Origin of the sequence: Actinomadura spongiicola, from assembly GCF_003432485.1 — a bacterium.
GTDB lineage: Bacteria > Actinomycetota > Actinomycetes > Streptosporangiales > Streptosporangiaceae > Spirillospora > Spirillospora spongiicola.
In genome coordinates this window covers 18,250-31,295 of sequence record NZ_QVNQ01000002.1, presented here as the reverse complement: position 1 = coordinate 31,295, position 13,046 = coordinate 18,250, and the positions used below count along the sequence as shown (strand labels likewise).

Sequence of the window (13,046 nt, the reverse complement as noted above, 5' to 3'; positions counted from 1 at the left end):
GGTGATTGATCTGGTGTTCTGCACGGTGGCTGCATCGGCGTTCGTCGCGGCGGGGGGAAAGGTACGCGGCCTCCGCGGACCTGATCCGCCACCTGGCCTGGGCTCGACATGCCTGCTGCTGGTCACGATAGGGCTGGCGTTGGTGTTGCTCTCCAGCGGGGCACAGCGGGTGGAGAACGAGGTGTACCCCAATCTGGGTCGTCTGCTGTCTAACCTGTGTACGACGGTCGCCGCCTTCGCCATCCTGGCGCACCTGCTGAGCATCACCTGTCCGCCGGAGGAGGCCCGGGCGCGCATCCGCCGGTGGTTCGTGGCGCTGCTGGCCGTAGTGAGCGCGATGACCAGCCTGTTCCTGGCCACCCCGCTGCCACCGGTCATCGGGGACTTCGGTCCCTTGTACCGCGACCGTCCCGCACTGGTCGGCTACATGTTGGTCTTCGACACCTTCTTGGGGTGGGCTCTCACCAGCCTGGCGGTGATCACCTTGCGGTACGCGGGACCCGCCGCACGGCCCTCGCTGCGCGGCGGCCTGCGAATCGTGACCGTTGGCTGCGTTTTGGGGATCGTCTATCTGGTCGAGAAGACGGTGATGTTGGTCGCGCAATGGTGGCGGCTGGACCCGCCGGTGCCGGGGCACGATGGGCCGTGCCCCGGCCTCGTGCATCCTCCCGGGTGCCTGTTCTCGGTCGGGTTGCCCGTGTCCGCGGCCCTGGCGATCACGATCGGCATGACCCTGCCCGCATGGGGACCGGCCGTGGCGGCCCCGTTGCGGTATCGGCGGACCTATCAACGGCTTAAACCCCTGTGGACGGCGCTGGCCACGGCGATGCCGCAAATCGTGCTTCCAAGAAGCGGACGTGATCGCTTCAGCTACCACTATGGGGTGCACCGGAGGGTGATCGAGATCCGCGACGCGCTGCTGATCTTGGAGCTCTACCGTGACGCCGGTGCGGAGCGCCGGGCCGAGACCGCTGCGCGTGGTGCCGGGCTCGACGCCCTACGTTCAGCGGCAATGCGGGAAGCGATCTCAGTCCGCATGGCCCTGACCGCCTACCAATGCGGACGACCTCCCGAAGGACACACCCCTAGCGCGCCCCTCACCGAGCCCCGCCTCCTCACCGGTCAAGAGGGCGTGGACGCGGTGAACGGCGAGCCCGGAGTCGATCTGGACAGCGAAGCCGACTGGCTGATGCAGGTGTCCTCGGCCTTCTCCGCCTCGGCAGACCTGGTCGACCTAGTCGACTGGCAGGACGACCCGGGTGAGGACACGCCTGGGAAACGCCTATAACCGCCCATCGTCCCCTGATCTGGATCGAGGAGCCTCTTGTGTTCGACGCCGACTTCCATCGCGATCCGTACCGGGTCTACGACAGGCTGCGCGGCCAGGAACCGGTGCAGCGGGTGAAGGTCTCCTCTCGCGGTCATCACACCTGGCTGATCACCGGATACGCACAGGCCCGCGCGGCACTGACCGACCCCCGGCTGAGCAGGGACACCCGCCGCTTCGGGCACCTGTTCGGGGACCGCCGCGACATCGCCCCAGCACTGCGGGACAGCATGCTGGCCACTGACCCTCCCGACCACACACGGCTACGCCGCCTGGCCGCACCGGCGTTCACCGCCAGCGCCGTGGACCGCCTGCGCCCCCGCATCCAGCAGATCACCGACCAACTGCTCGGCGCCATCGCGCCCAAAGGCGCCGCCGACCTCATCAACGAGTTCGCCGTACCGCTCCCGGTCACCGTCATCTGCGAACTCCTGGGCGTTCCCGAACACGACCGCCCACAACTGCGCCGTTGGTCCAACGCCCTGTTCACCACCGCCGACGCCGCCACCCGCGACCAGGCCGCCCACCACATCAACGACACCATGGCAGTCCTGGTCGCCCACAGACTTCACCGCTTCGAAACCGGCGCGGCGCACCAGGGCGAGGACGGAGACCTCCTCGACGCCCTGATCACCGCCCGCGCAAACGGCGACCTTCTCAACCAGCAAGAACTGGTATCGCTGGCAGTGCTGCTACTGATCGCCGGGCACGAGACCACTACCAACCTGATCGGCAACGCCGTCCTCGCCCTCCTGCTCCACCCCGCCCAACACACCGCCATAGCCGACCATACGGTCAGCGATTCCGACGGACTCGTCCCAGCCATCGAGGAGTTCCTGCGCTACGACTCGCCCCTCGGGATCGCGACCGTCCGGTTCACCACCTGTCCGGTCGCCTTCGGCCCCGTCACGATTCCCGCCGAGCAGATCGTCATGATCAGTCTCGGCGCGGCCAACCGCGACCCGGCCCACTTCACCGACCCCTCAGCTCTCGACCTCACCCGCACCCGGCCTCGGCAGGGTCACCTCGCCTTCGGCCACGGCCCCCACTACTGCCTGGGATCCGGACTGGCCCGCACCGAAGCCCACATAGCGCTGACCGGCATCCTGCGCCACCTCCCCCACCTGCACCTGGACACCCGACCCCAACAACTGGCCTGGCGCCCCAGCCGCATGATGCGCGGCCTGCTCACACTCCCGGTCCGCTGGCAGCCCCACACCCGCTGACCCCTTCGCCCGAGCGGACGAACAACCTCGCGCCGCAGCTCCCCACAGCTCGTATCCGCTGAGCATCCATCACTTTTACTCCAAGCCAGACCGACACTCCGACCTAATGACGTTGACGGAAACGACTCATCCAACTACTCTGCGTATTGCTCTTCACTTATAAGTGAAGAGCATCGTTCGAAGGATGAGCCACGAGGAGGAAGCCCATGGACCACCACGCTCCCGCAGCGCAGGGGCCGGACGCGGAGAACACCGGTACTCGTTCGATCCTCGACGCGGCTACGCAAGCCCTGACGCGAATCGTGCACACCTACGCACCAGGACGGACGGCGGCGTTCCGGCCCGATCACTGGAGGGGCCTACAGCCCTACCCCTACACCCTGCACCGAGTAAGAGACGCACTGGCGGCGTGCGCGTGCCACGACCTCGAACGGACGGCTACCAAAATCGCGACCGAGGCAATCGCCCTCAGCCCCGAACTGCTCGGCGCCACCATGACCGCTTGTGGCGGTGCCCGAAAGGGCGTGAGTTGGATCAAGAGTTCGGCACCACCGGCCACCAAGCCCGCCGTGCTGATCAGTGCCTACAGGCTGCTCGCCGAAGCAAGCGCCGCAGACGACAACCTACGCCGCCGAGGCTTGCTGAACACGCTGTACGCAGTCCGAGCGACCTGACCGTCGACCACCTGGTGCCGGGCGCGCGGAGCCGACGAAAGCGCAGCGGGGACCGTGTCCCACGCGGCTGATCGGCGAAGCGGGCAGTGCGTCGGCCCGAGCGACGGCCGCACGATCCCGGCGCCTGGTGCTCGGACATCGCCTCACCGCTCCCGCCAAAAGATCTCGACCGCGATCCGTAACGCGGACGCGCCAATCCCCTGCACCGTCGCCCGCCGACACCAAAAGGGTGGATCACCCCTTGAGGGCTGACGACCACCCCATCGAAGTGACATCGCTCGTCGACGGTGGCCCGCGTCTGACCCCGAGGAGTGTGAGCACCATGACCACAACGTTGACCTGTAGGGCCAGAACACACCACTACTCTGCCCAGCGCTCAGCCGTCGGGCTGGCCCGCGACGAAGCGGCCGCCGCACTCCGTGAATGGCGCGTTCCGGTCTCGGGGGACGACCTGGCGTTGGTCGTCAGCGAACTGCTCACCAATGCTCTCCGAGTGTCCGGCCCTACCGAGCAACTCGCTCTGCATCTGCGCTGGATCGGCACCGGTTTGACGATCGGTGTCTGGGACTCCTCTACGGAAATGCCGACCGTGGGCGCGGTCGGTGATCTCACGCTGGACGATATCGCTCCAGACTCTGAAGCCCTGGGGCTCGACGGAGATCGGGCGGGCGGATGGGGCCTCCCGATAGTTCAGGCAGTGGCCTCCTCCTTACAAGTGGCGCGAACCCACTCGCCGATCGGCAAATGGGTGATCGCGGTACTCCCCGTCATTGCCGTGGCAACCAGAAACGAACGCGGTGGTGTCACATGAGGTGGCCGAACTCGGGTCGATGAGATCGTCGCGTCCTGCGCTCCGGCCGTCCAGGCGATGTGATCGGACGGGCACACCGATTTCACCTTCAGCGTCACACCACCCGCTATTAGTACCAGTGAGCCATCTGCGCAGGGCCGTGGATCCGGCTTGCCGTTGGAGGATGTCAACTTGAGCGAGCACCGAAGAGCGGCCAAATCCCTTTCCCGCCTGCGCGGATTGTCCGTCGTTACCATGCTGCTCCTGACGGGATGCGGCACCGGTGAAGCCGACAGTCCGATGCCGACCGTTGCCGTCTCGGCACCGGTATCGCCGCCGCCCGAATCCCAGACTGAAGCGATCAAACGTTCCTACATCGCGTTCGTCGCGATTCTCGATCGCGCCGACTCCCTGCCAGCAAGTACGCGCAGGCAGAAGCTCGGCGTTCACATGACCGATCCTCAACTGACGCAGGTGCTCGACAGGGTTGAGGAGATGAAAAGAACAGACATTGCCACCTACGGGACAGTGGCCACCCACATACAGAGCGTCCGAATCGTTGGCACGGGTGCCACGCTTCGTGACTGCCAGGATTCCAGCGGAGCCGGACTTCTGAACGTGCGTACTGGCAAGAAGATCAATCGGGGCGTCGAAGAAGAGACCATCAAGGCTTACCTTGCTGAGGGTTCTGATGGTCGATGGCGTGTCACGAAATCGATCTCCTACGGGAAGGGATGCTGAACGATGCCTGCCTTTCTCGCGCTCTGCTTTAGCGCGGCGCCGCTCGGCCTCATGTTGGCCGCGTCGCCCCCTCATGAACCAGTTCCACCGACCGCCAGTGGAAACAGTCGCAGTTACTGGTTCGGCGCCGAACAGGACGGGAAACCCGCCGAGCCCAAGAAAGACCCCGGCGAATCGGTAAAGAGCCCCGCTCCCTCGGATGGCGAGGAGGAGCAGTCGATCGGACCTCATGAATGCAGGTCCGTGAAGGACGACGTGCAAGTCTGCACTCCCGTCCGTCGCGAGGGAGGCAGTCCGGAAGTGTCGCCTGCGGAGCTGGCGATGGCGAAGTGGGCTCGGTTGCCGATTCCCGCTCCGCGTGTGCGTACGGCTCCGCCCCGTCGTAAGGCCGGGCTGGTCGGGTTGCCGGAGTGGTTCTGGGTGACGAACTGGCGGTCGCTGAGCGGGCGCGCGTCGGTCGGTGAGGTGTGGGTCGAGGTGACCGCCGTCCCGCAGCGGACGACGATCGAGCCGGGCCAAGGGCACCGCGTCGTCCGTTGCTCGGGTCCTGGGACGGCGTACAACCCGACCAAGTCGGCGGCCTCGCAACGCACGAACTGCTCGTACGTCTACGCGCGTTCGTCAGCGGCCCAGCCGGGTGGGGCCTATCGGGTGCGAGCGACCGTGCTGTGGGGCGGAACGTGGAGGGGCTCGGATGGCTCCGGCGGAGTGCTGCCGCCGTTGAGTCGCTCGACGAGTCTCCGACTGCGGATCGCCGAGGCTCAGGGTTTGTACGGATGAGGAGCGTCATGAATTCGAGTAGCAGAATCTTCAGGAGGCCGGGCTCCGCGCCTTCGTCCTCGACGCCACGTGAGGACGCGGGCGGCGGGCTGCGGATGCGGGTGGCGCGTCAGCGGCGGTGGGGGTGGATCGCAGCCGGAACGATGCTCGTCGCCTTCGCGGGCCTGGCAAACGTGTCCATGCTCCGCTCCTCGGACCAGCGGGTCTCGGTGGTGCGGGTGGCACGTGACGTCCCGGTCGGGCACCAGATCGTGCCTGCCGATATCGACACGACCTGGGTGACGGTGGAGTCGGCCGTGGCGACGGTGCCTGGTCCCCGGCTGGCGACGGTCACGGGGATGTGGGCTGCGGTGGGGCTGCGCAAGGGGACATTGTTGGCGGCGTCGCAGTTGACGGCGCGGGCGATCCCGGGAGACGGGCAGGCGTTGGTGGCGGTGCCACTCAAGCCCGGTGCGGTGCCGCCGGGACTGGCGCCTGGCTGGCATGTGCGCGTGGTGTTCACCGCAGGCGGCCAAGGCCAGGTGGCCGGAACCGCCCCCGCGCCGACAACCGCATCGCACGACGTCCCGGCCACCATTGACCAGGTTGGCGAGGCGGGCGCCGATGGGCTGGTGACGGTGTCGTTGCTGGTCCCTGAGGCGGACGGCAGTTCGGTTGCGCGGCAGGCGGCGGCCGAGCAGGTCGTGCTCGTTGTGACCGACAGGCGAGGCTGATCATGGCGCTGTACTGCCTGGTCTCGCCCGGTGGCTCGCCAGGGGTGACGACGACCGCCCTCGGCCTGGCACTGACCTGGCCGGGAAGAGTGCTGCTGGCCGAGTGCGATCCGATGGGTCGCCGGGTACTGCCTGGATACCTGGCCGATCGGATGCGCGAGCCCGCCGGGCCAGGGCTTCTCGGAATCACGACCACGGACGCAAACGACTCGAACGTGTCCGTCCGGCTGGAACAGTGCGTCGTCCCGTTGGACGACGACGGCCATGCCGAGCTCCTGCACGGCATCCGGGATCCTCGGCACACCGCGCGGCTCACCGCGCTCTGGCCCCTTGTCGCCGGAGCGCTGGCAACCCGCGACGGAGACGTGATCGCCGATCTAGGGCGGGTCGGCGGCGCGGAGACGCCAGTGGCGCTGCTGGAGGCGGCCAACGTCGTGATCGTCGTGCTTAAACCCACGCTGGCGCAGGTCGACGCGGTCAGACCGCGCCTGGATGTCCTGCGGTCCCTGGTGAGCAGTCGTGGAGAGATCGGCCTGTGCCTGATCGGGGACGGCCCCTACAGCGCGGCGGAGATCAAGCGCTTGTTGAGAGTCCCCGTGCTGGCCGAGCTTCCCCACTCGCCAGCCGACGCACAGGTGCTGTCAGACGGCGCGCGCCCACGGAGGACCTTTCGAACGTGCCTACTCGTACGGTGCTTCAACCGCATGGGGCATCGGTTGCGCGTGCCGACGGAGACGACCCCCATGCCGAGTGGGGCCGCTGACACTACCGAAGTGGCCCGACGAGCGGAGGCCCATCCCATCCGGCGGAAGGAATCTAATGACGGGAACGCCTTGGATCGCTCCAGCATCGCCCACTCCCGTCGATCCCACCAGTAGTGCGGCCCCAACTGCTCCGTCTTACGGAACCCGCGTGTGGGCGGCCGCGCGTGAGGTGTCGACACGGCTGGCGGACGTCCTGACCGACGGCCCGGATCGGGAACGGGCGTGGCAACTGGTCGAAGCGCAGGCCCAATTGTGGGCGCACGAGCAGATGTCGGCAGGACGAGAGGTGCCGGTCGAAGTCCAGCGGCAGGTAGCGCGGGTGGTGTTCGATCGCCGGTTCGGGCTGGGGCCGTTGCAGCCGTACCTGGACAGCCTGGATGTGGAGAACATCGTCGTCAACGGCTGTCGGGAAACGTGGGTGACTTACACCAGCGGAGTGAAGGAGCCCGGCCCGGCGGTCGCCGAGTCCGACGAGGACCTGATCGAGTGGGTGCAGTTGCTGGCACGGCGCGGCAACTCCGGCCGGGAGTTCTCGCACGCCTCTCCGCTGCTGGACGTCGCGCTGCCCGGCGGGGTGCGGCTGGCGGTCGTGGGCTGGGTGTCGCGGCGTCCCCACCTGGCGATCAGAGTGCACCGCCTGGTCGACGTCACTCTGGAGCAGCTCACCGACCGCGGGACGCTGTCACCTACGTTGCGCGGGTTCCTGTCGGCAGCGGTGCGGGCGCGGCGGAACATCATCGTGTGCGGAGAGGTCAACACCGGCAAGACCACGCTGGTGCGCGCTCTGGCGGGAGAGATTCCTGCCTCCGAGCGGGTGATCACACTGGAGAGCGACTTCGAACTGTTCCTGGACGACCCGAGCCTGGCGCACCGGCACCCGGACGTGGTCGCGCTGGAGGCGCGTCAAGCCAACGCCGAAGGGGCGGGGCAGGTGCGGTTGCAAGATCTGGTGCCAGCCTGCCTCCGGCTGAACCCAGACCGGGTGATCGTGGGCGAGGCACGGCACGGAGAGCTCGCGCCGATGCTGGAAGTGATGTACTCGGGGGCACGCGGCTCGATGTGCACACTGCACGTCCACCGTCCCGAACACGTCTTCACCCGGGTGGTGCAACTCGGTCGCCGTGCCGACCTCGGCATGTCCGCCGCAGATCTACACCTGATGTTCGGCCTGGCCGAACCGCTGGTGGCGTACCTGCGGCGGGATCCGGTCAGCAACGACCGGTTCGTCTCCCACGTGATGGAGGTCGGACCGCCCGCGGACTCGGCGGAACCGACTCGCAACCACATCTTCGTCCCCGGCGAGGACGGACGCGCCACCCCAGCGGGCGGACACCTCAGTGCCGCCCTGCTCGCCGACCTGACCGAGCACGGTTTCGACCCAGACCTGCTGGCCGCCGAACCGGCCGTGATGGGCGGTGGCTGGTCATGACGGATCTGTTGGCCGCGCTCACCGGCTGCTGCGGTGCCCTCGGCGTCGCCGCGCTCGCCGTCGGCGTCCGAAACACCGATGCCGATGCCCCAGCGTCGCGTCCGCTGTCACGGTCGCTGGCGCTGGCGAGGTCCGCGGCTTCACCGGAACGCCGGAACCGGTGGCTGGCCGGGGCCGTCGCCGGGTTGGCGGTGTGGTGGCTGACCGGATGGCCGGTGGCCGCCCTTGCGGTCGCCTGCGGAGCGTACGCGTTGCCGCCGATGCTGTCGGGACACGCGCCGCAGCAACGCATCGCCCGGCTGGAGGCGCTGGCGCAGTGGTCGCGGCGGCTGGCGGAGATGATCGGTGCCAGCCGCGGCCTCGAACAGGCCCTCGCCGACAGCCTCCGCGTCGCTCCCGTCCCCATCCGTCCCCAAGTTCAAGCGCTCGCGGGCCGTCTGAACAATCACGCCGGGACAGAGCAGGCGCTACGAGCGTTTGCCGACGAGCTCGACGACTCGATCGGTGACCTGATCGCCTGCGCATTGATCCTGGCCGCACGCCGTCGCGGCCCCGGAACCCGCGAAGCACTGAGCCTGCTCGCCACCGCCGTCGAGCAGGAGGTCATCGTCCGCCGCGATGTGGAGGCCGAACGCGCCGGTCTGCGCACCACCCTGATCGTGATCGTGACGTCCGTCGGCGGTCTGAGTCTGCTGTTCGCCACCTCGCGGACGCTCGCCGGCCCGTACGACACCCCGCTCGGGCAGCTCGTGCTGGCGGTCGTCGCCGCCATCTACGCGGTGGGGTTGTGGTGGATGAGGCACCTGTCGGTCCTGTCGACCGGTGCCCGCTTCCTCCACAAACCCCGGGAGTTCGCGAAATCTGAAGGGTTTTCCAGCCCGAACCCAGGAAGGGCGAGCTTTAATGAGCGGGCCTAGACCCTTCGGGTCATGGAGTTGGCTGGGGTGTGTAGTTGCTCGGCCAGGTCGTCGTGGCGTCGTGGACCGCGCCGGACAGGTTGGTGCCAGCGAGCACGGCCCCTTCCATGTTGGCTCCCCGGAGATCAGCACCTCGCAGATCTGCACGACTGAGGTTGGCTCCTTGGAGATACGCGTTGCGGAGTATCACGTTGGCCATGTGAGCACCTCGGAGGCTCGCTCCGCGAAGATCGGTGTCGTAGAGGTTGCTGTTTTCAAGCAAGCATCCGTCCATCTGGGCTCTGGCGAGGTTTGCGTGGCGCATCTGTGTGCTGGGCAATGTTGCTCCGGCCAGGCCGGCGCTTCGCAGATCACACCGGGACAGGTGCAGGACAGGCTGTTCTTTGGAGGGTGGACGGCGCCCAAGGATGGCTACGGCGGTTTGGATATCAAAGGCACGAATTTGCAGCCATGGAATCGACTCGTCTACGTCAGGGGTTGGATGCTCCGGTCCGTCAGGTGCACCAACTGGCCAGGCGGCATTGTTTCGAACAAAGGCCCCGATCGTGCGCTGGATCGTTGCCCGATCACTGGGCGAGTTATTCGCGATTCTTTCGAGCGCATAGAGTCCGCCGATCCGTATACCGCGGTTCTCGTCGCCGAGGTGTTCGATCGCGCGAGTGAACCGTTCGGTGATTTGCCCGTCGCGAGCGACTCTGACTTGCTGCCACGCTGCTACCGATCCGGCGATGATGAACAGACCAGCGAGAGCTTGCAGCAACTGGCCACGGAACGCGCCTTGGAGTTGGCCTCGGGCGTGTTGGAGTTCGATGCGTTTGTCGGCGGCGCTTACCCCTTGCAACTCCGTGGCCGACAGCGGTGGGTAGGCCATGCGTGGAACGAAGAGAACGATCGCCAAGAGCAGCAACACCAGCCCCAGAGCGGCCAGGACAACTTTCCACGATACGAGCCGTTCCATCATATCTCTACCTTCCCAGCTCCGGGCGAATCGGATCGGGAGCCCACCGCCTTCAGCCTGGCAGTACAAAGACTGTGTCGAAGGCCTTTTCCAGTTGAAGGCTGCTGGGCAGGGGGCTTCAGTAGGTGGCTACTCGCCGTGTTGAGTGACCGGGACTTCGGTTTGGGAACTCGTGCTGGGCCCGTCGGTAGCCAGGCAAGGATAGTTGAGCACAGCGGCATAGTGCTCGGCGGTGGCGATGGTCACGCTGAACAGGTCACAGAGGCGGCGCAGGTCGCCGCCGGTGGCGAGGGCTTCGTCGACGATGCGGTCCTGGCATCCGGCTCCGGCAAACACATTGAGGCGCCTGTTGATCCAGTTACGGCTGACCGGGCCAACGTCCGAGGCGCTCAGCAAGTGCAGGAGAAAGTGCGGGTTGAGACTGCCAGGCCAGCGGCGGTGGCGCTCGTGTTTGGGCTGCAACAACAAGATCGAACTAAACCGCCACTACCAGGTACCCCGCCCTGCCAGCGCACCTCGCGCCACAGAGAACTCAAAGCAGTAGAAATGAACCGTGCGGCAAAGGTTCTTCCAGGGGTCCCGCGATGACCGCGATCGCCGCGCTGCTCGGCTGTCTGGGGGCGCTGGGCGTGGTCGTGATCGTGCGCGAGCTGTGGCCCGCGCCGCCACGGCTGGACGCCGCCCTGGCTCGGATCCAGCCCACGCCGCTGCCGTCCGCCCTTCCGCCGACCAAGGCGGACAGCGGCAGCGAGCGCCTGGGACGGTGGCTGGCCGAGCACCTGGCCCGTCCGGCCGGTGTGCTCGCCGTCCCTCGCGCCGACCTGGCCCTGCTGGGACGCAGCGTCGAGCGGTTCATGCTCGACAAGCTCGTCCTCTTCCTCGTCGGCCTTGCCGTACCCGCACTGCTCACCGCCCTGGCGACCGCGGCCGGGCGAATACCGTCCTGGACGTTCCCTGCGGTGGCAGGGCTGGTGCCTGCCGTGGTATTCGCGATGGTCCCGGACCACAGGGTCCGCTCGGCCGCCCGGCAACGCCGCCGGGACTTCCGCTACGCCTTCACCTCCTACCTACAGTTGGTCGTTCTGGAGCGCGAGGCGGGCGCCGCCCTCAACGCCGCTTTGGAGGAACCGGCGAAGATTAGCGACGGGTGGCCGTTCCAACGCGTCCATCACGCGCTCACCCGCGCCCGCCATGCCCAGCAGCAACCCTGGCGCGCGTTGGCCGACCTGGGCGAACAGATCAACGTGTCCGACCTGATCGACCTGGCGCACACCGCGCAGATCGCCGGGAACGAGGGCGCCAGAATGCACGACGTCCTGGTCGCGAAGATCACCGCGATGAGGCACGAGGCGTCGGCGGCTGCGCGGTCGGAGGCCAACGCCCGCACCACCGCGGCGTGGGTGCCGACCTCCCTGCTCATGCTCGGCTTCGTGATCCTGATCGGCTTCCCGTTCTTCTCCAAGCTCCTGGGAACCGGCTGAACCACCGCACACTTCGGGGGGAACCATGCACAAGCTCACCACTGTGACCGTGAGGCTCGCGGTCGCGGCGCTCAACAATCGCCAACGCCTGCTCACCAGGCTGCACGAGGACCCTGACCGGGGTTCCAGCACAGTCGAAACGATCATCATCGTGGCCGGGTTCGCCGGGCTCGCCTTTACCGTCTACCTCACCGCCTCGGAGAAGGTCGAAGGCTGGATCGACAAGATCCCCGGAGCCACCGGCCCATGACCCCGCACATCCCCACGTCCACAGCCCGGCTCAAGGCCTGGTGCCGCCGGGACGCCGGATCGGCGACCATCACCACCGCGATCCTGTTCCCGGCCGTCGGCCTACTGGTCCTCGCACTGGTCCAGGCGGCGCTGGTGTCGGTCGCTCGCGACGTCGCGCTCGCGGCCGCCGAGGAAGGACTGCGCGTCGCCCGCGCCTACGAGCACACTCCCGCTCAGGGACGCGCCGCGGCCTTGGCCTTCGCTGACGCCGAGCCCGTCCTGCGAGCCCCGAGCGTCACGCTGTCGGCCGGAACGACCGTGACCGTTCGCGTGAACGGCCAGGCCCCGTCCCTACTGCCCGGCGTCCACATAGGCATCAGCCGCACGGCTCGCGGCGCCCACGAACGATTCACTGTCGAAGCTCGCGAGCCCACTCGTTCCGGAGAGCCCCCGAAACTAAACCCGGGAGGCGTGGTCCCCGATGGATGAACCCCAGTCCCCGAGCCCGGCAGGCGGGACCCGGGCAACACCGACAGCCGGTCTCAGACGCCTCAAGTCGGCCTTCGCGCCGGACGCTGGAAACGCCGCGGTCGAAGTCGCCATCATCGCACCGTTGTTCGTCGCGTTCCTGGCCGGTCTGCTGATGGCGATGCGGGTTCAGCAGGGCGGCGCCATCGTGACCCAGGCCGCCGCTGACGCCGCCCGCCACGCCTCCATCGCCCGGACCGCCGCCCAAGCACACAAGGACGCCACATCCAGTGCGATGACCACGCTGCGTGACCGAGGTCTGCACTGCACCCCGACCGTCCGGCTCGACCTTGCCGGGTTCCATCGACCCGTCGGCAACGCCGGATCGGTCGCGGCGCGTGTGACCTGCGTGATCAGGCTCACCGACATCGCCCTGCCCGGCATGCCCGGCGCCCGGATCGTCACCAAGACCCACCGGTCCCCGATCGACATCTACCGGGCGCGGTGACCACCATGGCCCTCGCTTCCACACACGCGGCTCATCCAA

The 13,046-nt window shown here is 67.5% G+C and carries 16 protein-coding genes; 14 read left to right on the top strand and 2 right to left on the bottom strand.

Annotation, left to right across the window (positions count from 1 at the left end):
* Position 1: 1 nt before the first annotated feature.
* The 10 genes from D0T12_RS04825 to D0T12_RS04800 all read left to right on the top strand — a co-directional run bounded on the left by D0T12_RS04825 (position 2) and on the right by D0T12_RS04800 (position 9,361).
* The gene (locus tag D0T12_RS04825) at positions 2-1,288 is read left to right on the top strand and encodes an MAB_1171c family putative transporter (protein ID WP_147339386.1); all 1,287 of its coding nucleotides are present in this window, start codon (positions 2-4) and stop codon (positions 1,286-1,288) included.
* A 38-nt stretch (positions 1,289-1,326) separates the two neighbouring features.
* Entirely contained in the window at positions 1,327-2,553 is a 1,227-nt protein-coding gene (locus D0T12_RS04820; protein WP_199487300.1) for a cytochrome P450 family protein, read from the top strand.
* 206 nt (positions 2,554-2,759) lie between these two features.
* Entirely contained in the window at positions 2,760-3,227 is a 468-nt protein-coding gene (locus D0T12_RS34755) for a hypothetical protein (RefSeq protein ID WP_147339385.1), read from the top strand.
* 322 nt (positions 3,228-3,549) lie between these two features.
* Positions 3,550-4,038: an ATP-binding protein gene (locus D0T12_RS34750; protein ID WP_147339384.1), complete on the top strand. Its 489-nt coding sequence runs from the start codon at positions 3,550-3,552 to the stop codon at positions 4,036-4,038.
* Positions 4,039-4,209: 171 nt separating this feature from the next.
* Positions 4,210-4,758, top strand: coding sequence for a hypothetical protein (locus D0T12_RS34745; protein ID WP_147339383.1), 549 nt, complete (start codon positions 4,210-4,212; stop codon positions 4,756-4,758).
* Positions 4,759-5,079: 321 nt separating this feature from the next.
* Complete coding sequence (locus D0T12_RS34740; RefSeq protein WP_147339382.1) at positions 5,080-5,538, top strand: hypothetical protein; 459 nt, start codon at positions 5,080-5,082, stop codon at positions 5,536-5,538.
* Positions 5,539-5,681: 143 nt separating this feature from the next.
* The gene (locus D0T12_RS04815) at positions 5,682-6,251 is read left to right on the top strand and encodes a hypothetical protein (RefSeq protein ID WP_117398079.1); all 570 of its coding nucleotides are present in this window, start codon (positions 5,682-5,684) and stop codon (positions 6,249-6,251) included.
* A gap of 2 nt (positions 6,252-6,253) precedes the next feature.
* Complete coding sequence (locus D0T12_RS04810) at positions 6,254-7,129, top strand: ParA family protein (protein WP_117398078.1); 876 nt, start codon at positions 6,254-6,256, stop codon at positions 7,127-7,129.
* Between the two features lie 34 nt (positions 7,130-7,163).
* Positions 7,164-8,444: a CpaF family protein gene (locus D0T12_RS04805; RefSeq protein ID WP_158581416.1), complete on the top strand. Its 1,281-nt coding sequence runs from the start codon at positions 7,164-7,166 to the stop codon at positions 8,442-8,444.
* Positions 8,441-9,361 (top strand): type II secretion system F family protein, encoded by a 921-nt coding sequence (locus tag D0T12_RS04800; protein WP_117398076.1) that lies wholly within the window; start codon positions 8,441-8,443, stop codon positions 9,359-9,361. Before D0T12_RS04805 ends, D0T12_RS04800 begins: the two co-directional genes overlap by 4 nt.
* Before the next feature lie 10 nt (positions 9,362-9,371).
* Here D0T12_RS04800 and D0T12_RS04795 read toward each other — a convergent pair whose 3' ends face one another.
* Together D0T12_RS04795 and D0T12_RS34735 are read right to left on the bottom strand one after the other, a co-directional pair.
* Entirely contained in the window at positions 9,372-10,322 is a 951-nt protein-coding gene (locus tag D0T12_RS04795) for a pentapeptide repeat-containing protein (RefSeq protein WP_117398075.1), read from the bottom strand.
* A 126-nt stretch (positions 10,323-10,448) separates the two neighbouring features.
* Positions 10,449-10,787: a hypothetical protein gene (locus tag D0T12_RS34735; protein WP_147339380.1), complete on the bottom strand. Its 339-nt coding sequence runs from the start codon at positions 10,785-10,787 to the stop codon at positions 10,449-10,451.
* Between the two features lie 116 nt (positions 10,788-10,903).
* On the opposite strand from D0T12_RS34735, the gene D0T12_RS04785 reads away from it, so the two are divergent.
* Genes D0T12_RS04785 through D0T12_RS04770 form a run of 4 tightly spaced genes read left to right on the top strand, consistent with a single transcriptional unit; the run spans position 10,904 to position 13,007 of the window.
* Positions 10,904-11,800: a hypothetical protein gene (locus tag D0T12_RS04785; RefSeq protein ID WP_117398073.1), complete on the top strand. Its 897-nt coding sequence runs from the start codon at positions 10,904-10,906 to the stop codon at positions 11,798-11,800.
* Positions 11,801-11,825: 25 nt separating this feature from the next.
* Positions 11,826-12,050 carry a hypothetical protein gene (locus D0T12_RS04780; protein WP_117398072.1) on the top strand — a complete coding sequence of 75 codons (225 nt, stop codon included), beginning with the start codon at positions 11,826-11,828 and terminating at the stop codon, positions 12,048-12,050.
* A complete protein-coding gene (locus tag D0T12_RS04775) occupies positions 12,047-12,520 on the top strand; it encodes a TadE family protein (RefSeq protein ID WP_117398071.1) in 474 nt (157 codons plus the stop codon). The genes D0T12_RS04780 and D0T12_RS04775 overlap by 4 nt, the downstream gene beginning before the upstream one ends.
* Entirely contained in the window at positions 12,513-13,007 is a 495-nt protein-coding gene (locus D0T12_RS04770; protein WP_117398070.1) for a TadE/TadG family type IV pilus assembly protein, read from the top strand. Before D0T12_RS04775 ends, D0T12_RS04770 begins: the two co-directional genes overlap by 8 nt.
* The last annotated feature ends 39 nt before the right edge of the window (positions 13,008-13,046 follow it).